This is a genomic window from Sphingobium sp. L-44, from assembly GCF_056859495.1.
Window position 1 is genome coordinate 1 of sequence record NZ_JBSXOQ010000048.1, and the last position, 19,632, is coordinate 19,632.

Annotated in this window: 23 protein-coding genes and 1 pseudogene; 12 read left to right on the top strand and 12 right to left on the bottom strand. The window is 59.1% G+C overall.

Going from position 1 to position 19,632, the window contains the following annotated elements; all coding sequences use genetic code 11:
- Nucleotides 1-56: 56 nt before the first annotated feature.
- The 5 genes from AC13EK_RS04010 to AC13EK_RS04030 all read right to left on the bottom strand — a co-directional run bounded on the left by AC13EK_RS04010 (nt 57) and on the right by AC13EK_RS04030 (nt 3,651).
- Nucleotides 57-1,292, bottom strand: a complete 1,236-nt coding sequence (locus tag AC13EK_RS04010) for a relaxase/mobilization nuclease domain-containing protein (RefSeq protein WP_483022052.1) — start codon at nt 1,290-1,292, stop codon at nt 57-59.
- Nucleotides 1,289-1,612, bottom strand: a complete 324-nt coding sequence (locus tag AC13EK_RS04015) for a plasmid mobilization protein (protein ID WP_069335825.1) — start codon at nt 1,610-1,612, stop codon at nt 1,289-1,291. The genes AC13EK_RS04010 and AC13EK_RS04015 overlap by 4 nt, the downstream gene beginning before the upstream one ends.
- 248 nt (nt 1,613-1,860) lie before the next feature.
- Nucleotides 1,861-2,448 carry a hypothetical protein gene (locus AC13EK_RS04020; RefSeq protein WP_139149919.1) on the bottom strand — a complete coding sequence of 196 codons (588 nt, stop codon included), beginning with the start codon at nt 2,446-2,448 and terminating at the stop codon, nt 1,861-1,863.
- A complete protein-coding gene (locus AC13EK_RS04025; protein WP_069335828.1) occupies nt 2,445-3,212 on the bottom strand; it encodes a P-loop NTPase family protein in 768 nt (255 codons plus the stop codon). The genes AC13EK_RS04020 and AC13EK_RS04025 overlap by 4 nt, the downstream gene beginning before the upstream one ends.
- 52 nt (nt 3,213-3,264) lie before the next feature.
- Nucleotides 3,265-3,651 carry a hypothetical protein gene (locus AC13EK_RS04030; RefSeq protein WP_139149920.1) on the bottom strand — a complete coding sequence of 129 codons (387 nt, stop codon included), beginning with the start codon at nt 3,649-3,651 and terminating at the stop codon, nt 3,265-3,267.
- Nucleotides 3,652-3,836: 185 nt separating this feature from the next.
- On the opposite strand from AC13EK_RS04030, the gene AC13EK_RS04035 reads away from it, so the two are divergent.
- From AC13EK_RS04035 to AC13EK_RS04045, 3 genes are all read left to right on the top strand, one after another.
- Nucleotides 3,837-5,255 (top strand): hypothetical protein, encoded by a 1,419-nt coding sequence (locus AC13EK_RS04035; RefSeq protein ID WP_069335830.1) that lies wholly within the window; start codon nt 3,837-3,839, stop codon nt 5,253-5,255.
- A 76-nt stretch (nt 5,256-5,331) separates the two neighbouring features.
- The gene (locus AC13EK_RS04040) at nt 5,332-5,610 is read left to right on the top strand and encodes a helix-turn-helix transcriptional regulator (protein ID WP_234791925.1); all 279 of its coding nucleotides are present in this window, start codon (nt 5,332-5,334) and stop codon (nt 5,608-5,610) included.
- 64 nt (nt 5,611-5,674) lie between these two features.
- Entirely contained in the window at nt 5,675-6,292 is a 618-nt protein-coding gene (locus tag AC13EK_RS04045; RefSeq protein WP_069335831.1) for a hypothetical protein, read from the top strand.
- A gap of 177 nt (nt 6,293-6,469) precedes the next feature.
- Here the strand turns inward: AC13EK_RS04045 and AC13EK_RS04050 are convergent, their stop codons facing one another.
- From AC13EK_RS04050 to AC13EK_RS04060, 3 genes are all read right to left on the bottom strand, one after another.
- Nucleotides 6,470-6,658: a DUF6961 family protein gene (locus tag AC13EK_RS04050; RefSeq protein WP_069335448.1), complete on the bottom strand. Its 189-nt coding sequence runs from the start codon at nt 6,656-6,658 to the stop codon at nt 6,470-6,472.
- Nucleotides 6,655-7,263, bottom strand: coding sequence for an SOS response-associated peptidase (locus AC13EK_RS04055; protein ID WP_069335449.1), 609 nt, complete (start codon nt 7,261-7,263; stop codon nt 6,655-6,657). Before AC13EK_RS04055 ends, AC13EK_RS04050 begins: the two co-directional genes overlap by 4 nt.
- 162 nt (nt 7,264-7,425) lie before the next feature.
- Complete coding sequence (locus AC13EK_RS04060) at nt 7,426-8,085, bottom strand: SOS response-associated peptidase family protein (RefSeq protein WP_069335450.1); 660 nt, start codon at nt 8,083-8,085, stop codon at nt 7,426-7,428.
- 129 nt (nt 8,086-8,214) lie between these two features.
- Between AC13EK_RS04060 and AC13EK_RS04065 the strand changes: the two genes are divergently transcribed.
- From AC13EK_RS04065 to AC13EK_RS04075, 3 genes are read left to right on the top strand one after another with little or no spacing between them, the layout of a single operon-like run.
- Nucleotides 8,215-8,943, top strand: a complete 729-nt coding sequence (locus tag AC13EK_RS04065) for an ImuA family protein (RefSeq protein ID WP_069335451.1) — start codon at nt 8,215-8,217, stop codon at nt 8,941-8,943.
- A complete protein-coding gene (locus AC13EK_RS04070) occupies nt 8,867-10,408 on the top strand; it encodes a DUF6504 family protein (RefSeq protein ID WP_081331549.1) in 1,542 nt (513 codons plus the stop codon). The genes AC13EK_RS04065 and AC13EK_RS04070 overlap by 77 nt, the downstream gene beginning before the upstream one ends.
- Nucleotides 10,405-13,758 (top strand): error-prone DNA polymerase, encoded by a 3,354-nt coding sequence (locus tag AC13EK_RS04075; protein ID WP_069335452.1) that lies wholly within the window; start codon nt 10,405-10,407, stop codon nt 13,756-13,758. Before AC13EK_RS04070 ends, AC13EK_RS04075 begins: the two co-directional genes overlap by 4 nt.
- A 25-nt stretch (nt 13,759-13,783) precedes the next feature.
- Here AC13EK_RS04075 and AC13EK_RS04080 read toward each other — a convergent pair whose 3' ends face one another.
- Nucleotides 13,784-13,984, bottom strand: a complete 201-nt coding sequence (locus AC13EK_RS04080) for a DUF5818 domain-containing protein (RefSeq protein ID WP_069335453.1) — start codon at nt 13,982-13,984, stop codon at nt 13,784-13,786.
- A 1-nt stretch (nt 13,985) separates the two neighbouring features.
- On the bottom strand, nt 13,986-14,816 hold the full coding sequence (locus AC13EK_RS04085) for a S1/P1 nuclease (protein WP_069335454.1): 831 nt from the start codon (nt 14,814-14,816) through the stop codon (nt 13,986-13,988).
- A gap of 593 nt (nt 14,817-15,409) precedes the next feature.
- On the opposite strand from AC13EK_RS04085, the gene AC13EK_RS04090 reads away from it, so the two are divergent.
- The 5 genes from AC13EK_RS04090 to AC13EK_RS04110 all read left to right on the top strand — a co-directional run bounded on the left by AC13EK_RS04090 (nt 15,410) and on the right by AC13EK_RS04110 (nt 17,813).
- Nucleotides 15,410-15,616 carry a cold-shock protein gene (locus AC13EK_RS04090; protein ID WP_010335983.1) on the top strand — a complete coding sequence of 69 codons (207 nt, stop codon included), beginning with the start codon at nt 15,410-15,412 and terminating at the stop codon, nt 15,614-15,616.
- Nucleotides 15,617-16,050: 434 nt separating this feature from the next.
- Entirely contained in the window at nt 16,051-16,257 is a 207-nt protein-coding gene (locus AC13EK_RS04095) for a hypothetical protein (protein ID WP_069335456.1), read from the top strand.
- A complete protein-coding gene (locus tag AC13EK_RS04100; RefSeq protein ID WP_139149890.1) occupies nt 16,241-16,477 on the top strand; it encodes a hypothetical protein in 237 nt (78 codons plus the stop codon). Before AC13EK_RS04095 ends, AC13EK_RS04100 begins: the two co-directional genes overlap by 17 nt.
- Nucleotides 16,478-17,185: 708 nt before the next feature.
- The gene (locus AC13EK_RS04105; protein WP_081331550.1) at nt 17,186-17,395 is read left to right on the top strand and encodes a hypothetical protein; all 210 of its coding nucleotides are present in this window, start codon (nt 17,186-17,188) and stop codon (nt 17,393-17,395) included.
- A gap of 229 nt (nt 17,396-17,624) precedes the next feature.
- Nucleotides 17,625-17,813, top strand: coding sequence for a hypothetical protein (locus AC13EK_RS04110; RefSeq protein WP_017503746.1), 189 nt, complete (start codon nt 17,625-17,627; stop codon nt 17,811-17,813).
- A gap of 152 nt (nt 17,814-17,965) precedes the next feature.
- On the opposite strand, the gene AC13EK_RS04115 is transcribed toward AC13EK_RS04110, so the two are convergent.
- Nucleotides 17,966-18,763, bottom strand: coding sequence for a spermidine synthase family protein (locus AC13EK_RS04115; RefSeq protein WP_139149891.1), 798 nt, complete (start codon nt 18,761-18,763; stop codon nt 17,966-17,968).
- 335 nt (nt 18,764-19,098) lie between these two features.
- On the opposite strand from AC13EK_RS04115, the gene AC13EK_RS04120 reads away from it, so the two are divergent.
- A complete protein-coding gene (locus AC13EK_RS04120) occupies nt 19,099-19,449 on the top strand; it encodes a response regulator (RefSeq protein ID WP_069335467.1) in 351 nt (116 codons plus the stop codon).
- Between the two features lie 46 nt (nt 19,450-19,495).
- On the opposite strand, the pseudogene AC13EK_RS04125 reads toward AC13EK_RS04120, so the two are convergent.
- Nucleotides 19,496-19,632, bottom strand: a pseudogene (locus tag AC13EK_RS04125) (IS5 family transposase); the annotation flags it as partial.

The following is a 19,632-nucleotide window of genomic DNA, read 5'->3' on the forward strand; positions in this document are numbered from 1 at the left end:
TGCAGATCGAGGGCATGGCCGCCCTTGCCACACCCATAACCGAGGAGGTTCAGCCGCTACAGATTACACCCAAGGCCGCCTGAAAATGCAGCCCGATGGCCAGCACCGAAATTACACCACATTGACGGACGTGACCGCCGCGCGCTCGCTGCAAGACTTTGTGCCTGCTGTCGGCGCTTCTCCATGAGCGCCTTCGCGACGGCCTTACGATCTTTGGCATATTGCTCTTTGAGTTGCTTCCTCCTCACGGACGCCTCCCGACGCTGATGCAAGCACCGAGCGCGATAAGCCTCGAAATCGTCGCGAATTGACGTCTCATCAATGTCGGTTGCGCTTTCTGGCGCAGGCACAGTTGCCGCTGCAGTCGGCCACCACTCACCTAGCGTAGGCGTGCCCGACTTGCGCCGTTTCTCGATTTGCACCAGCCCATAACGGCGTCCGTCACCGTCAAGCTGAGATGCCTTGATGCTATTTTGAGGATCTGTCAGATCGAACAATATCAGTCCGACGACCTTGTCGCCGTTGGTTTTGCTCGAGCGAAAAGCGGGCCGCAACCCGATCCCAATAGCTGCTAATCGGCGTTGGGCGCGGGGCCAGTCAGGTTCGTCGAGCGCCGAGCGAATGGCGGGCGCGCGCTCCAGCAATAAAGGGCTACCGGTCCGTTCTGCCCGGTGCGTCTGCGAACCTGATGGTCCGCGAGACTGACGTGACATCCTGTCTGCTGCCATTTCGCGCGGTGTACGGAGACGGCGTAAGCCAAGTTTGCGTTCGAAGCGTCGGCAGAAATTCTGCAGCCGATATAGCGCATGGCGGTTGAAAGACCCGCGGACGGTTTGATCCTTGGCTAATGATGCGGCCTGCTTTGGCGTCAACGCGAAATCGCCGAGTCCTGCGACCTTGACTCCTTTGGCTAGGAAAAGCTGTTTGGGAGGAGTCTGGCCGGTATCTGGATTTACGGTGCACCAGAAGATGTGCACATGGTCATAATCCTTGTCTTTGTGCCGTACGATCACGCGCTGATGATTGCGAAGGTCGAACTCACTGTCAATTTCATCGACGATCTGTCGCCAGTCGGTTGCGGCGAGTTGGCCGTCTTCAATGGCCGCAGATAGCGAACAATGCATGACGACCGACTTTGCGCGGCGAGCCATGCTCGCGACCAGGGCCATCTCCTGCGCGGCCATGTCGATCGAAGAGACCCCACGAATATCCAGGACTTCATGGTCTCGCTGATCAATCAGGTAATTGACCAGGCCGCCAAAGTCCCTGCCAAATTTGATTTCCGGAATCATCGGAGCAGCATCCGAGTTGCGGAAAGCAGATCTCGGTATGCTTCAATAAGCGCATCATGGTCGACCTGCCCGCTAACGTTTGCACGCTTGGCGAGTTGATTGATGTTGACGCCAATACGCCGAACTTCGGAGACGAGGAGCCTTGACGGCAGGATCATCGGCTGCCCTTGCTGCACCAGCCGTCGGAGTGCCTCCGCTTTGGAGCAGTCCGAGAATTCGGCGATCTCTTCCAAGCGGCTATGCTCCGCTGGCGACCACCTCGTCGTAAGTACGATGGTGCGCACGCGAACCTCGGTGCCAGTTTGGCCAGGCAATTTCATTTCTCCAATGCAAGCATTTGGGGAGGGTTCAGGGAGGGGTTCCCTCCCTGACAAGGTCAGGCCAACGCGTTCGAATGCGCCAGAGCCGTAGGCGACAAAGCAGTCGAACCCGCGCCGCCCCGGGCGCGGTAGTCGTTGGCCAGCCCTTGCTCCTTTCCTCCCACTTTCGTTTTAAGCTGCCACTTGGGACGGTGCCGCCGCGAAATGCGGCGGCAAAGCCCTGCGTATGCAGGAACAGCGATGTTGGATTAGAGATCGCCTGCTCGACGATCCGCGTATTCTGCAGCGCAGATCATGAGGTCATTGCGTACCATGTCGCGACGGGCTTCGCTCGCATCGCGTTTCGACTTTGCACCAATTGTGAAGCCGCCTGCCGCCGCATTCACGCAGCGAGAGAACTCTGTTTCGGTTGCGGCATGATGCGCTTGGCGTTCGGGCGACATGTACCATGCTGCCACCATCCAACTCGCCGTCGCAGCGACTACGGCGACACCAACCATCCAATAGAACGCGATCCAAAGCAGCCGCCAGGCCCCATCATCGGCGTTATACGGCATCGTGTCACGGATCCTCGACAGCGCACTGATCGCAGCCCGATCGACGCGCGCATCCAGATCATGATGGATGCGCTGCTGGCCTTCGAAGGCCGCCTGCTTCATGATCGCTTTGAGCTCGCGAACATGCTCCATGCGCAGGATAATTTCAGCCATGACACCTGGACTGCTTACGAGTTCCGGCGGAAGATCCCGGATCAACTGGTTCATCGTTTTGTAGTCTTCCGCTGTCGGCTCGCGGCGCAACAGACGGCGGATCATATCCTCTGACGAGATGCTCATGCCATGATCTCCTGGATCTTCTTCAGAACGGGCTCGCAAGCCTCTTCCGCGCGGGACCACCAAAGATCGAACTCAATCGTTTCCGAAAAGGACAGCCCAATCTGGGGCCGGGGATAGAAGGGCGCATGAGCACGTGCGATACGGGTCCGCGCCCGGATTGGCAGCGCAGGCAGCAACAACTCTCGCACTCCTCGTGCGAGTGCTTGGGCCCGTGTTTGCGACTCCCTCCAGATGACGAACTCGGCGAGTGTCGACCCGAACCTGCCATTCATCAGGAAGAACGTATTGTCGGATGGCGCAAGTTCGGGTGCCGCTTTGAACAGGCGGACCGAATCCTCTTCTTCGTCAGCGATCCAGAGGCTAATAACCTCTCGCTGCAGCTTTTCGGTTGCCAACAAGATGGCGGCCTTCTGCTGGCTGGCGACTTCACCAAACCCCGCTTGGGTGTCGATTAGAATGACGGTTTCATCGGCGACGGCTTCCCAACCGTCAAACATCTGGGCCCAGCCCGCTTCGCTGCGCAGATAGGGGCGGCCGACGGGGAAAACGGAGGCGTAATAGCGCTCCAAGTGAGCGTTTCGCGCGTCGCCGTCGAACCCGACAGCGGAGTACCCCCACTGTCCGAGCAAGCCGGCGAAGATTCGGGCCGCGAAAGATTTACCAATCCCGCCCTTGTCGCCACTGAACAGCAGGATCGGGGCCTTCCTCTTGCTGTTCTTTTTGTCCTTTTTGGGGTTGTATGGAATTGATGACGGCATAGCCATGAGACGTTTCCTGACGAGAATTTGATAGATTGCTGACTGAAAGGCGCGAGGATCAAAGGTCGCTAATCGGACCGTTTTCCACGATCAGCCCGCCGAACATGTCGGTCGGAGCCGCAGTCTTTTCCGGGCGGACAGCGACCGGCATGCGGCGCCGTCGCTGCGGACGCTTCGTGACGACGTCGTTGGTGCTGCTCTTCACATCGCGGCGAGCGAGCGTCAGCGCCTCACGAAGCTGGCTTTCAGTGATTTTGTGATGACCCATCCACTCGCGCATCTCGGGCAGCCTGATGAGTTCCGGCAGCTTCGCGTCCGGGCACTTGCCAAGAAGGTTCACCACAAATTCGCGCGCCTTTGCGCGCGGACTGGAGCGCGACTGCCGCTGCTTCAGCAGAGCTCCTGCGACCCGGTCGGAGAAGTCTTCTTCATCATCCAATGACATTTTCAGTCTCCTGTTCAGGCCCGACTGCGTGCCGGGCTTGGGAGGCTTGAACCATGTTTTGGAAGTCCTGGAACGGGTGGCGCGGTACGAAGCTAAGCCATCGTGACACGACGACGAAAGTCGCGTCCGTGGAAATATTCGTTTAAGATTAGCGGGATAGGGTGCGCGCTCTTCAAGGAGCATCCATGTCCACCCGCGAAAACTATCATCAGAAAATCAAGCTACCATCGAGGTTTGATACAGACTCAATTGCGAAATCCATCAAGGAAAACACCGAAGCGATCATTTACGGCGACCTGAAACGCCGACGATATCACGAGGCGGCTTTCAGCACCGGGGACCTTCGCGAACTGCCGCCCGGGCATCTCTTTAATCATTGCGTGCGAGCGCCAGCGTCAGCATTCGCCGATCAGGAAGCCATTGAGCGGACATTCACCCGCATGCTCGATGCATCCAACAACCCGGACGCGTTGCAAACTGTGGCGCAGGCGTTGAACCTCTCGCCGCAACGCGATGCAGAATTACTATGGAACGCATCAAAGAGCGCGCCTGATTTTCTCAGGCTCTGCCGAAAGGGATATCTGGACAAGGCCATCAAAATCATTCCGGCGGAGGGCTGGGGCGATTTCACGCGTACTGAGTTGTTATCGCTCGTATCGAACGTCGCGACATATAATGCTGCGTTTCAGGTTCAGCTCATTGCTGCTCGCGCCTGGATGGTGGACCATCTCCTCACTCGGCTGGACGGCCTAACGGGACCGTACCGTCAGCCTGCCGCAATTCGTGACATCATCAAGGCCGCAGATGCTGTCGTCAAAGTGGATGACCACTACTTTCGGCCCAAAAAAAGGCAGCCGAATGCCGATCTTATTACCGACCTGCGCTCACTCGCTGAGTCCTATTTAGCCATATCAGATCGGTCAGAGGGCGAAATCGAGCACGAAATCCGCAAGTTGCTCCCCCGATTGGGCGCGAGTGCGAAAAAAATTCGAAGCACGATGGAAAGGCTAAGGAATAAAAATAATAACGAAGGAAAGGTGATCAAGAACGCAAATTGGGGTTGTCACCGCGCGTATTACGGCCACCCTGCCGGATTCTGTATCGCCTTCGCAACAAAGCGCCTGATACAGCTTTCTGACCAGATCAATGACATCGTTGACGGCGTATATGAAAACAATAAGTTGAAATTGCCTTCTACATTTCGTGATGATTTGCCTAATAATAAAGATGATCGCGTCAATCAAATTTTATTCACGTATCGCTACATTTACGACATAGAATTAGATCAGAGCGTCTCGTTATCGGACCTGAAATACGAAATTGAAGCTCGAGGGAATTCACTTAATCAGCAATTGCTGAAGACCGTTCACACAACGCTCGGCAAGCTCTCTATCCGACGTGAAAAATGGGCTGGGCGGATGGCCTTGAAAGAAGCTCAGCGGTTCGATGTCCTGATCGAATATCTTTTCCGTTCGGTTCCGACCGCGCCACCCGCCACATCAGCCCTGGCCCAAGCTAAGCAAAAGCGTGAGCAGGATCAGAAACATAGACCGCCCGGTCTGTATCGCGCTTCGGGCAAGGGACGCAAAAGGCACAAGAAGTGATCATGTCACTTCTTGCCCCCCGCAATCAGGCGAGGCTGACAACCTCGCTTGGTTCATCGCGCAGCTGCGGCGCGCAATGGAAGATGATCCTCAACTGCTCGAAGATCTGCAGACATGGATGAGGAACTCATCTCCATTGGCGCCCACAAAAGCCGTGGGAGGCGACGACGACATCCTCGTTCCGCTGGCCACCGTTAAGGAAATAGTGGGGCTGGGTAAAACCAAGATCTACGATCTCATGAAACGCGGCCAGTTTCCTCCAGCATATAAACCGGGCGGAGCGGCGACGCGTTGGAACTTACGCGAAGTGCGGGCATGGCGAGCCAACCTCCAGCGCCTTCGTCGACCGCTTTGAATTTCGGCCGATCAAGCCCTCTTCCGAGGCAAACCTGTGATTTAACAAGCGATAAGGAGAATTTATGAAAGCCGAGAATTGTGTTGGCGATGCGGAGGTCCACGCACTTTACACGCCCGCGTACCTGCCTGGCTCGCACTGGCCAGTGTATCTGTGGCTCGACCATAGCGATGGCACAGCTTGGGTCGAACAGTTCGAACCAGGTGCGATGCCGGTCGAAGTCGCCAACGGCCAGATGAGTATGTGGCAGATCGGAGATGTACCGACCATCAACGAAGCGCGCGACCTCGTGAATAAGCTGCTGCCAGAATTGACGACCTACCTCGTCGAAATTGAGGAAGAAGATGCCGACGATTCAGAGATAGCGGACATCTGCCAATCCTTTGTGTCAGGTCACAGCTTTTCCACCGTCGTTGAAATCCTAGAGTCGCCCGCCGAAACGGCGTTCTGCGAGGCAGGAGACGAAGTAGATATAGGCGATCCAGATGCGCATCGGATCGAGTATTCGTTCAGCCCTGTAATCTTGACGGCCGAATCGACAGATGCGTCATTGACGGCGTTGGCGGCGGACATGGCGAAGCATTTCTCGCCTACCATCCTCGTTGATGTCGAATCTTATGTGAACCGAATGAGGCGCGACCTCAAAGATAATGCGGGCATCCGCCAAGGGTGCGCAGCCTAAGAAAAGCTAGAATGCCATGACTGAGGCATTCGATTTTCCGAAGACGGGGCTAGGGGTAAAAAATTAAATCCACTAGCCTCGTCTGCGGCAAATTTAGAGACTTGCAGTCCGTTCGAATTGTGCACTTCGCTCAGCTAGCTGCAATTCGATGCCTAGCCATGCGTCCAGGCCATCACCTCACTGGATCGTACCTCCAGCCGCAAGGGCATCGAGGCAATCTGCAATTGCGAGCCAGCGCATGACGCCGGCTTCGTCACCCTTGATGGCGAGATCTTTCAAGCGTCCGGCGATGAACTCGTCTGCCCCCGCGCCATATTGGCGATCAACGGCGAGAGCCGCTGCCCAACGTTCCATCTCCCTGGTCATAGAAGCGACGGTGCCTCGGCGACCGCAGACTTCTTCTTGACCCAGAGATCGCTGGTGCGGGTCATCTCGATCAACTCATCGGGAAAGCGACGCTCCTGGAACGCCACGGCATCATCGAACGATCCATGCAGCCAGCGCTCATATTCATCCGGCATGAGAAGCACCGGCATGCGATCATGCACAGGCCGGATGGCTTCGTTGCAATCGGTCATGACGCCCGAATAGACCGGCCCCCATTCGTCGCTCATGCGCCAAAGCCCCGCCCATGCAAAGATAGGCTGCCCCCTCACATTGAACCAGGTCCGGGTCTTGGCGCCCTTTTGCCCTTCCGCTTCGGCAAATGCCGTCAGCGGGATGAGGCAGCGCCATTGCGGCTTGGCCGCCAGCCCTTTCCACATCGGCTTGGTGAGATCGGCGATATTGTTGACGGGTTTGGGCTTTGCCGTCGGCGACATGCCCTTCAAGCGCAACGGGAAACCCCAGGTCATGGACTGCATGATGCGCTGCCCAGCTTCCTCCCGGACCACGAGGCCCGGCGTGCCGGGATAGACTTCGTCTCCGGCATTGGACATGACCGGGTTTGCCACGCCAAAATGGGCGGCCACCTCAGCAGCGCTCAGGCGCTCGGTGTAGAGATTGCAGATGGCTGACCTCCTTTTCAACTGAGCGGCTGGAGCAGCTGGTGATTCCAGCTTCATCCTATCACGCCGCCAAAGACTGGGAAGCGGCATATCTGCCCTGACAGCCGGCAAATTTCTCGCCCTGGTTTATAGCAAGAGCGCCTGCGCCTGTGTCCCGGGCGGCGGCGCCTTGCTGCGCCAGCTATCCTCGGTTTGCTGCACTTTCATTCGCTCGGCTGCAAAAGGTGGCCGGAACTGAAACCGGATCACATCCTGGATGCCGCCATGCAGCCAGGCGTCATAGTCATGGGGGTCGAGCAGCACCGGCATTCGGTCATTGGTCGGCGGGATCGCGGCATTGGCCTCCATCGTCATGCCGGCATAGACCGGCCCCTCGCTCAGCAGATTGCGGCAGAAGCCGGCCCAGGCAATGATCGGCTGACGCTTCACCGAAAACCAGGTCCGGGTTTTGGCACCGGGCACGCCATCGGGATTGGCAAAATGGGTGAGCACGATGAGGCAGCGATAGCGCGGATCGACCACCATCTCCTCCCACATTGGGTTGGTGAGATCAGCGACCAAGCCGATCCGCCCCGCTTCTTCGCCGCGCGCGCGCATATCCTTGGTCAGGCGCGGAAAACCCCATGTCATGGACCGCAACAGGCGCCGGCCGCCTTTCTCGAAGACGACCAGCCCCGGCAGCCCTTCCACCGTCTCCTCAGGTACCGCGACCGACGGCAAGGGATTGACCCCGAAGTGCGCCGCGATCTCGGCGATGCTCGCCCGCGCGCAATGCAGCCGTGACATGATGGGACCTCCTTGCCGGGACTCGAAGCCATCTCCTTAACATGGAACATATGAAGAACGAAATGCCATTGACTCCGGCGCAGGATTGGGGCGAACAAATGGGGAACATATTTTCGAGTCCCTGCCTCCATGTCAAAAACCGCCATCCTCGACGAGCTGCGTGCGCGTATCGCGCAGGTGGAAGCCGTGGGCGGTCGGCATCCAGTGCTTCCCTTCGGCATCGACGCCATTGACGATCATCTGCCGGGCGGCGGCATAGCGACCGGGGCCCTTCATGAGGTGGCCGGAAGTCCGGACCTTGCCGACGATGCAGCCGCCACCATTTTCCTGGCCGGCATTCTCGCGCGGTCGCAGGGCCAGATCATCTGGTGCCTCCACTGGCGCGACCTGTTTTCGCCGGCCCTGCATCTCGCCGGGCTCCACCCCGATCGGGTCATCTTCGTGGAAGCGGGCAATGACACCAATGTCCTCATCGCGATGGAGGAATGCCTGCGTCACCCCGGCCTTGGCGGCGTCGTCGGGGAACTGAGGAAAATGTCCCTCACCGCCTCGCGCCGGCTGCAGCTGGCAGCCGAACAATCGGGCGTGCTGGCCATGGTCTTTCGCCGCGCCATGCCCCCTGAAAGCCAGGCCGAGGGCAGCGCCGCGCTGACCCGCTGGCGGGTGCGGGCCGTGCCCAGCCCGGCGCTGGGCTTTCCCGGTCTCGCGCGTCCGCGCTGGTCGCTGGCGCTTGAGCGCGCGCGCGGCACCGAACCCCAAATCTGGACCGTAGAGGGAAGCGATGAGACGGGTTGTCTCGCTGTTCCTGCCGCGCTGGTCGACGGATCGTATCCGTCGCAAAGCCGGCAGGCCGCCTGAAGGCGGCGCACCGCCCCTCGTCACCGCCCATGTCGACCATGGCCGCCGCCTGATCGCGGCCGTGGACGAGGAGGCGCGCCGGCTTGGCATAGCCGGCGGCATGACGGTAACGCGTGCCCGGTCGCTGGCGCCGGAGCTGGACGTGGTGGATGCCGATCCCGAGGGCGACCTTGAGGGCCTGCGCCGGCTCGCTCTGTGGGCGGGAAAGCGCTATTCTCCGATCGTCGCGCCCGATCCACCTGATGGCCTGTGGATCGACATTACCGGCTGCGCCCATCTCTTCGAGGGCGAAGTGCCACTCCTCAAGGACATGATGCGCCGGGTCAGTGGCTCGGGCCTCGCCTGCCAGGTCGCGGTCGCCGACACGCCCGGTTGCGCCCATGCGGTGGCACGGTTTGTACCATCAGGACGGCCGAACATCATCGAGCCCGGCGCCACGCGCGCCGCGCTCTCGATCATGCCGGTCACCGCGCTGCGCATCGAGCCGGGCGTCGCGAGCGAACTGCGCCGCATGGGGTTCGAGCGCATCGAGCAGCTGATCGCCGCGCCGCGTGCGCCGCTCGCCAAGCGATTCGGCCGCCAGCTCTACAAGCGCCTCGACCAGGCCTTGGGCCAGGTGCCCGAACCCATCGATCCGATCTATCGCGCCAGCTTGCCGCGCGTCCGGCGCAGCCTGCTCGAACCGATCGGCACTGCCGATGCCATCGCCCAGGTCATCGCCGACCTCTGCGCCGATCTTGCCCGCCTCCTGCTGCGCGCGGGGACAGGCGCGCGCCGGCTCGATCTTCATTTCGAGCGGGTCGATGGCGCCAGGCAGGCCGTGCGGGTCGGGACTGCTTCCCCCTCGCGCGATGTGCGTCATTTGGCAAAGCTGCTCTCCCAGAAGATCGAGACGATTGATCCGGGCATGGGGATCGAGGCCATGGCACTGGTCGCGTCGCTCACCCAGCCCATGGCGGCCGCCCAGGTCGGGAGCGTCCTTGCCGGTGAAGAGCGCGGCCCGGATCTCGCCGCGATCGTCGATGCGCTCGCCAATCGCTTTGGCGCGCGCAGCCTCTATCGCTCGGCGCCGCGCGCAAGCAGCATGCCCGAACGCGAAGTCGGGCATGTCGCGCCGCTGTCATCGGCCGGCGGCGCTGGCTGGGCCGATGATCTTCCCCGGCCTGCCCGCATGCTGGTCCCGCCAGAGCCTGTCGACGTGATGGCGATGCTGCCCGATCATCCGCCTGCCATGTTCGTCTGGCGGGGGCGGCGCCATCGGATCGCCCAGGCCGATGGGCCAGAGCGCCTGCATGGCGAATGGTGGCGTGAGGGCGGCCATGAGGCAGACACACCCTATGCCGTGCGGGATTATTTCCAGGTCGAGACGGTGAGCGGCGCGCGATACTGGCTGTTCCGCATGGGGGATGGTGAGCAGGCGTCGACCGGCCCGATGCGCTGGTTCATCCATGGTGCCTTTGCATGATGTCCGAGAATGATCACGACCATGATCTCGAGGACGATCTTGAGGGCGCCCGCTATGTCGAGCTGCAGGTCACCAGCCATTTCTCCTTCCTGCGCGGCGCCTCCAGCCCTGAAGAGCTGTTCTCGGCCGCCGCGCTGCTGGGCCTGCCAGCCCTTGGCATCACCGATCGCAACAGTCTGGCTGGTGCCGTGCGAGCCTGGGACGCGCAGAAGGTCATAGGCTGCCGGGCGATCATCGGCTGCCGGCTGGACCTTGTCTGCGGCGCCTCTCTGCTCGTCTATCCCACGGACCGCGAGGCCTATTCGCGGCTCTGCCGGCTTTTGAGCATCGGCAAGGCCCGTGGCGGCAAGGGCAGCTGCCATCTCGACTGGTCGGACGTGGCGGACTGGGGGGAAGGAATGATCGGCATATTGGTGCCCGACCGCGCCGATGCGGCGTGCGAGGAGGCGCTCGACCGGCTTGCTGCCATCTTCGGCTCCCGCGCCTATCTCGCCCTTTCGATCCGGCGCCGGCCCCGCGATGCGATCCGGCTGCGCGATCTTGCCCGCCTCGCCGCGCGCGCCGGGGTGCAGACCGTCGCCACCGGCGACATTCTCTACCATGCGCCCGAGCGACGGCTGCTGCAGGATGTGGTGAGCTGCATTCGCGAAAAATGCACGGTCGACACGCTGGGCCAGCGCCGCGAGCGTTTTGCCGACCGGCATCTCAAGTCCGTCGCGGAAATGGAGCGGCTCTTCACCCGCTATCTTGGCGACCTGACGCCGCTCCGCCGCAGCGTCGAGATCGCGCGGGCCTGCCGCTTTGACCTTGGTCAGCTCACTTATACCTATCCCGACGAGATCGGGGAAAGCGGCCTTACCCCGCAGCAGGAACTCGAGCGCCTGACCTGGACAAAGGCGCCGAGCCGCTATCCTCATGGGGTTCCCGACAATGTCCGCGAACAGCTCGCCCATGAGCTTCGGCTGATCGGCGATCTTGCCTATGCGCCCTATTTCCTCACCGTCCATTCGATCGTCCAGTTTGCCCGATCGAGGGATATTCTCTGCCAGGGGCGCGGCAGCGCCGCCAATTCGGCGGTCTGCTTCGTGCTCGGCATCACCTCGATCGACCCGGTCAAATCCGAACTGCTCTTCGAGCGCTTCGTGTCGGCCGAGCGGCGCGAGCCTCCTGATATCGACGTCGATTTCGAGCATGAGCGGCGTGAGGAAGTGATCCAGTGGATCTATGAAACCTATGGCCGCGAACGTTCGGCGCTGACCGCCGTCATCTCCCGCTTTCGCGCGCGCGGCGCCGTGCGCGAGGTGGGCAAGGCGCTGGGGCTTAGCGAAGACATGCTGTCGGGTCTTTCAAGTCAGGTGTGGGGCTGGGCGCGCGATGGTGTCGAGGCGAAGCATGCACAGGAGCTCAATCTCGACACGAGCGACAAGCGCCTGGCGCTGACGCTCGAGCTCGCCCGCACCCTCATCAATACGCCGCGGCACATGTCCCAGCATCCCGGCGGCTTCGTGCTGACCCTGGGACGGCTCGACGAACTGGTGCCGATCGAGCCCGCTGCCATGGCCGATCGCCAGATCATCGAATGGGACAAGGATGATATCGATGCGCTCGGCTTCATGAAGGTCGATGTGCTGGGCCTTGGCATGCTGGGCTGCATGCGCCGCGCCTTCGCTCTCCTGGAGGATGACAAGGGCATCGCAATGGACCTGGCCTCCATTCCCCATGATGATCCGGAAACCTTTGCGATGATCCGCAAGGCCGATACGCTGGGCGTCTTCCAGATCGAGAGCCGGGCGCAGATGGCGATGCTGCCCCGGATCAAGCCGACCAAATTCTATGACCTGGTGGTCGAGGTGGCGATCGTACGCCCGGGCCCGATCCAGGGCGACATGGTCCATCCATACCTGCGCCGCCGCGAGGGCAAGGAAGCGATCAGCTATCCGACGCAGGAACTGCGCCGAGTGCTCGAAAAGACCCTGGGCGTCCCCCTCTTCCAGGAACAGGCGATGCGCGTCGCGATCGAATGCGCGGGTTTCACGCCGTCGGAGGCCGATCTGCTGCGCCGGGCGATGGCGACCTTCAAGCTGACCGGCGGGGTGTCCCATTTCCGCGACAAGCTCATCAACGGTATGATCGCGCGCGGCTATGAACGCGACTTTGCCGAACAGACCTTCAAGCAGATCGAGGGCTTTGGCTCCTACGGTTTTCCCGAAAGCCACGCCGCCTCCTTCGCGCTCATCGCCTATGCCTCTTCCTGGATGAAATGCCATCATCCCGACGTCTTCTGCGCAGCGCTCCTCAATGCCCAGCCCATGGGCTTTTATGCGCCCGCCCAGATCGTCCGCGACGCGCGCCAGCATGGGGTCGAGGTCCGGCCGATCGACGTCAATCACAGCCGCTGGGACTGCACACTCGAGCCGACCCAGGGCCGCTATCATGCGGTGCGGATCGGACTGCGCTATGCGCGCGAGCTCAAAAATGCCGATGGCGCCGCCATCGTCCTGGCGCGCGGCAATGAACCCTATGCCAGCGTCGAGGAAATTCAGCGCCGCGCCGGCGTCAGCGGCCGCGTGCTCGACCGGATCGGCCAGGCCGGTGGCTTTGGTTCGCTGGCGCTTTCGCGCCGCGCCGGCCTCTGGGAGGTGAAGGGCCTTGGCGACGAGGCCTTGCCGCTCTTTGCCGCAGCGGACGCGCGGGCAGGCAAGCTTCGCCCCGAGGCGATCGAACCGGACGTCATTCTCCCGCAGATGGGCGAAGGCGAAGAGGTGGTGGAGGATTATCGCGCGATCGGACTCTCGCTGCGCGCCCATCCGCTCGCCTTCCTGCGCGACGAATTGGCGCGCCGGAAGATGGTGACCTGCGCCGCACTCAAGGATATTCGCGACGGGCGATGGGTCAATCTCGCCGGTCTCGTTCTCCTGCGGCAGAAGCCGGGTTCCGCCAAGGGCACCATGTTCATCACGCTCGAGGATGAGACCGATGTCGCCAATCTCGTCGTCTGGCCCAATCTTTTCGAGAAGCATCGGCGCGTGGTGCTCGGCGCCTCGATGATGGGCGTGCGCGGCCAGGTCCAGAAGGAGGGCGAGGTCATCCATCTCATCGCCCAGCGGCTCGACGACCTCTCCCCTCTCCTCGCCAGCGTCGGCCAACGGGCGGACGTCGCCAGCATCTATCAGGTCAGCCGCGCTGATATCGTCAAAAGCGCCATGGCACCCGATCCGCGCGACGCGGCCAACCGGCCACTTGGGCGCGGGCCCCGCGATCTTTACGACCCCGATCTGCGCCTGGGCTCGGGCATCATTCCGGGCCAGCCGACAGAGGGCATCAAGGTCAAGACGCGCGATTTTCGGTGAAAGGCCGGCAAGCCGCCGATGCGGCTCAGGCCGGCTCGATCTGCTCGACATCGAGCATTTCGAAATCGGATCTCGTTCCCACGACCCGGACCTTCTCGCCAAGAAGATGCCGGCAGGATCTGGGGCAATCGAGCCGCCATTCCCCGCCATCGGCGACACGCAGCACGGGATAGGGATCGCCGCCAAGCAGTATGCCGATCAGTTCGTGCCGCGTACCGCGTGGCATGTCATTTGCGCCTTGCGGGCTTGCGCGGAGATTGAGCCGGGGACGGATTCTGGTCCTGCGGATTCTCGAACACCCAGTTGAGATAGGCAGCGATGCGGATACCACCGCGCTTGAGCCGATCATCCAGCTCGAGCCGGTGCTGATAGGCATAGTCCCAGGACAGGCTGGTATCGGTGGGATAGATGGTCTTGCGCAGCGCGATGCTCTCGCGGATCCACGTACCGGGATCGCGATCATTCCAGGCAATGATCTGTTGCGGCGTGATCGCGCGCGACAGCCAGTCGGCGAGTTCCGAATAGGACAGCGATCGCTGCTCGATCATTGCGCTGTCCCAGACCGAATGGAGATTGGTCGAGCGGCCGAACCAGCTCACCTTCATGTCATTGCCACCCCGGTCGTTGCCGCCGCCGGCATGAAGCGGCTGATGCAGGTCGCCGATGATATGGACGATAAAGCGCAGGGCAAGGCGCTTGTCGTCGATCGAGGCTTTAGGATCACGCAGCGTCGCCGTGAAGCGGGCAAGCGCGCTCATCGCGTCGCCTTCGGGCGGCGCGTCTGCGCTCGTATAGGCGTCGCCCTCGCGCACGGTCACATAATGCCATGGGCTGGCCTGTTTCTGCCAGAAATCGGCAGGGTCGGATTTCATGTCGTCGGGCCAGGTTGCCGCCTGTGCCAGATCCTCCTCGCCCAGGAGAAGCTGGACATTGGCGCGGGCCACGCCGCTCAGGTTGCGATCGGCGATCGCGCCGGTCACCCGATGGCCGATGGGCCCCCATGCAAAGGCCGGCGAGGTGATCGAGAGAAGGATTAGAGGTAGAATGAGTTTGCGCATGGACGCACCATTAGCGCGTCTCCACGCATGATCCAGCAATTCAATTATATCGTTGGCGCTTAAGGCTACGCTCTCTCGAGTGAGAAAATCGGATAGGCGACTCCTGGGACTTTCCCGACCGTCCGGTCCTGAGGGCCGGATCGTTGATTCCGGACATACGGAGATCGCAAACGAGCCTTCCACGGTGCCAACCATACGGGCACTTCAACTGCCGCTTTTTGACCATCCAAAACTGGCCGCGCTGAGCATGAGTGCAAAAATGGTCACCAAATTGAACGGAGATGCGAACTATTATAAACGCGTCGACCACACTTTCGCACTTGGCTATAAAATAACGCATGTAATTCATATCTATATATAAAAATCGATAATATTAGAGGTTGCAATTTCATTTTTAGTAAAAATTTCATTTCACTTATGTAGCGAAATTGATTTTAGGATTGACATTTTTCAATTATACCGTATTTTTGTTGATGCTTAACGTCGCCTGCGACGGAGCTTTCCCCCATTTGGGTGCCGCTTCCTTTCTTGCGCTATCAGCTTCGCCTGCAATTTCGCGGGTGGATTCTCTGTTTTCGTGAAAGGAAACACTCATGCCTATCGGCACCGTAAAATTCTTCAATGCTGACAAGGGCTATGGCTTCCTAGCGCCCGAAGATGGCGGACCGGACAGCTTCGTCCATATTTCTGCTGTCGAGCGCGCGGGAATGATAACGCTGCATAAGGATCAGCGCCTGAGTTACGAAGTAGAAGCAGATCGGAGGGGCAAACAGTCTGCTGTGAACCTTGAGACTGCTTAAGATAGTCGTCGAGGCAAAGCGCCCCCTATAATGCATTAGCGGCGCGGCATCCCGTCGCGCCGGTTTGCCTGATCATTGGATGGCAAGACCGTACCGCGCAAGCGCTCGAAATGTGACCACTTGGCCCCGCCCAAGCTGTGGCGGGTTATGCTCCGGCTGTTCTTGTGCGCCTTATGCGCCGACACAAGGTGCCGTTTAGCGAGACTTTTTCATTACATCACACGCCAAGATGCGTGTTTCAGGAATATCATGAATCTCAGTATCCGTTCGAATATGGCTCATGCCAAATTATCGCCCGCGACTGGCAAAACGCCGCGTTCATTTTACCAAAACGTCCCTTTGGGCACTCTGCCCGTGCGCGAATTGCGCAGGGCTGTCGCTGAAATGATCGATTGACGTCCGTCGCAACGACATCCAACTCGCAGGAGATCGACATGCCCGCCACGATCGACTTCTACCTGGCCCGCGTCGCACAATGTGACAAAGAGGCGCAGGAAACCAATCTGGCGAATGTGAAAGAGCGCTGCCTGCGGTCAAAAGCTGCATGGCAGATCATGTCTGATCGCGCTTTGCTGGTCCAGATCGACCGCAAAAGACAAGCGCTGGACAAGATGCGAAAAAAGGATGATCATCTTGATTGAGCGGGCTGGAAGACGGTTCGACGGTCCATATCTATCTTCGGATCAGATCGAGCGCCAAGGGCATATTCTTGAACTTGCCATAGCCCGATTGGGCTCTCAGGGCGCCATCGCATTTCTGAACGGCGAAGAGCCCGGCCTCGGCGGCCGACCACTAGATATCGCGGTAAAAAGCTCTTCGGGGCTTGAGGCGGTAAAGCGAATTCTCGAAGAACTCGGATAGATATTGTCAGATTTATCATTGATGTTTTTGCGCTTAAGCATCCGCGCATCGTTGCCCGATGGCCAAGGGCTGGGTCACGAACAGCGCAAGGTCGCGCTGATGAATATGCTGAACCCCGACCATAAGCCAACAAGCTTGGGATGCAGTCCAGCACCGTCATCTCCACTGTCAAGGCGATGGGTATGAAGGCAGTTCCATTGGGCCGGCGGCAAAACAGGCATGGATGGGCAGGGGAAGGCAGCCCGCCAGGCCATCCATGGTCATGAGCGGGCGCTGCATTTGCTGTCAGCGCCAGGTGAGCGAGCGCATTTCTTGGTTGCCAACCAATTATGCCGAATTCTCGAACAGAGTGGAGGAGCGGCATATTGGATGGCTGGGACGATCTGAAGATCGATGAATTATGAAAATCTATAAAACTTGTTATGATGTTAAATAGATATCAAAGTGAATATAGTATAATATAACTTTTTCAAAATAATTAATGGTGATATACATATTTGATCTCAAATATCATGCATTATATTTTATGAAATATCGTTGCTATGTCGATCCAATAATTTTTAAGGTTTTTCGTGTGATTTATAAATTGAATCATGGACTTTGATAATATTGTTTGATAAACACAATCATTGCGCGAAATTTGCTGCAAGCATTCGCCGTGACAGAGAGACCAACGTGCTCCCGCTTGCCAGCTGAGGGAGCCCATCCGTGGAAGATCTAAATTATTTGCTCAAGCGCGAGCAGGAAGAGTTGCTGCGTGCCCAAAGCGCGCATTGCCGCGCTGCCTCCCATGCGCATCAGCGTTTGGCCAATCGTTATGCGCAGCGCATTCGAGAACATGTGCACCTCTATCGATCGGAGCGTCCCGATGGTTCAGCCCCTTTCGCTTTAAACGACCAGCGGGATTGTCGGATATGAGCAGGGCCATAAACATCATGGAATCAGCCGACGCCGTGCGGCTGGTCTGTCAAAAAAACGGCTTCAGGATTTCGGTTCTCGAGGCGCTTGACTCCGGTGGCGTGCGGATCGTTCTGCTTGACCCACGAGATGCCGATGCACTTCGCGCTTTGATGAAGGGTAAGCTGATCGAAGGATCTGTCACACGCTCCCGATCGCATGTGGCTCGCCACCATCCGCCGTCAGCACGATGAATATCGACATGGGTCGGTTCGACTATCTTAACCGCCGGAGATTGACCGAGTTGAAGCATGCTGAGCTTGCGGAGAATCCTGCGATCAGAGCAAGGCACGAGGATTTGGCTCGTGCCTATGCGAAGATCATTTCCGTGTTGCAACGCGAAGAAGCTTCATCGCCTCTACAGCAGTGGCAATTCTGAACTAATCGGGCCAAGTGCCATCACGACAAATCAAATGGGATTCTCCGGTTTACTGACCTGAGAACGACGATGCCTGCCAAGCCCGGTCGCGCGCTGTAGCGAATGGAAGCCTGGCAGGCTCAGTCTCATGCTTGCAAAGCTGGTACGGACTGTCAGGCCCCGGCCTTGGCTGCGAACCAAATATTGTGCCAGCGTTCGGCGCTGCCGCTAAAGGCTGGCAACAAGATCTCATCCAGACAGAATCCGGCCTGCTCGAGCCTTTCGGCAAATGCGTCATCGCTGTAGGCTGACCATATCGACAGTAGGCCGCCCGGTTTCAGTGCTGCATACGCCATTTCCAAGCCGTCGGTCGAATAAAGCCTGTCGTTGCTTTTTCTGATGAAACCGTCTGGACCATTATCGACGTCGAGCAGAATGGCATCGAAGCGATCCTTCTCATGGGTAATGACATCAAACACGTCGGCCAATTGAATTCTGACTCGCGGATCTGTCAGATTGGTACCGAACAAGTGCATCAAAGGTCCGTTCGCCCAGCTTATGATTTTGGGCACGAGCTCGGCAACCGTGATGATCGCGCTTTGTGACCAAGCGTCGAGCGCAGCCCCAAGGGTGAAGCCCATGCCGAGGCCGCCAATCAAAATATTGCCATCGCGCTGAACAAGACGCTCTTGGGTCAGCCTTGCGAGAGCCTTCTCGGATTCATGATCTCGACTGCCCATCAACTCATCATCGCCAAACTGGATCGAGAACTCTGTCCCACACTGGAGGAGGTGAAGCTGGCCACCGCCCGGAATATCGGCAATATCGACCGTAATTATCGGGAGGCTTTTGTCCGATCCTGCCCCGTTTTCCTGTACTCCTTTCCTTTCTGGGGATGCGTCTTTGCCATTCCAGGCGTCATTGCAGGCAGGGGGCGACGACCGCGCAATGCGCGTTCCGCTATAGTTCATGGAATTCCTGTCGCGTTCTGGATCAAGCGCGCCGTAAACCGAAGTGGCGTCGATTACGCGGTGACACCGAACCATGCCTGCCTTTTGAAGGCATGGCAAGGAAGGCTATATCGCACTGTGTAGCCTTGGAGGCTGCGATTTGGCGGGAAATACGGCAATGCCCCTCGACCAACAATATAGGAGCGCCACGATTAATCGCTAAAATATCAAATGAATTTGGGAACTTAATCCATATCAATCCGCTTACAGTCTATCGGTGACATGTGTGGCGCGTCACCGGCTGAGAGACCTCGTGCTCCCGCTTCTAGGGAGGACATATGCTGTCAGGATTGTGCGTGCTGGTCGTCGAGGACGACCCGCTGATTGCGATGGTGATTTGTGATAATGTGGAGAGTGTAGGCGGCACAGTCGCCGGTCCGTTTTCAACGGTCGGTGAGGCTCTAACTTTCCTGACTCAGGCGAAGATTGACGCTGCCATCGTAGACGCAAATCTCCGGGATCGCGACGTCACGCCTCTCGCACTTTTCCTGATGGAAACCGCAATACCCTTCGTAGTGTACAGCGCTGCGGGCCTACCTCCAGAGCTGCACGCGCGGCATCCCGACTTGCCGCTGGTCATGAAGCCAGGAAAACCGTTGGAAAGGCTTTTTGCGCTCCTTCGGAACGGCGCTACTGACGCATTATGACGGTGATCCCTTCCATCATCATTCAAGTCAAAATCCGGGCACCGAACTAGGCCGCGTTGACAAAGTGTGGCAACCATCTGCGAATGGCGGCGAGGTTCAGGAAGCTTGCGAAGGATAGGGCTGTTTTGTCGTAACGGGTTGCGATCCGGCGGAACTGCTTGAGTTGGCCGAACATGCGCTCGA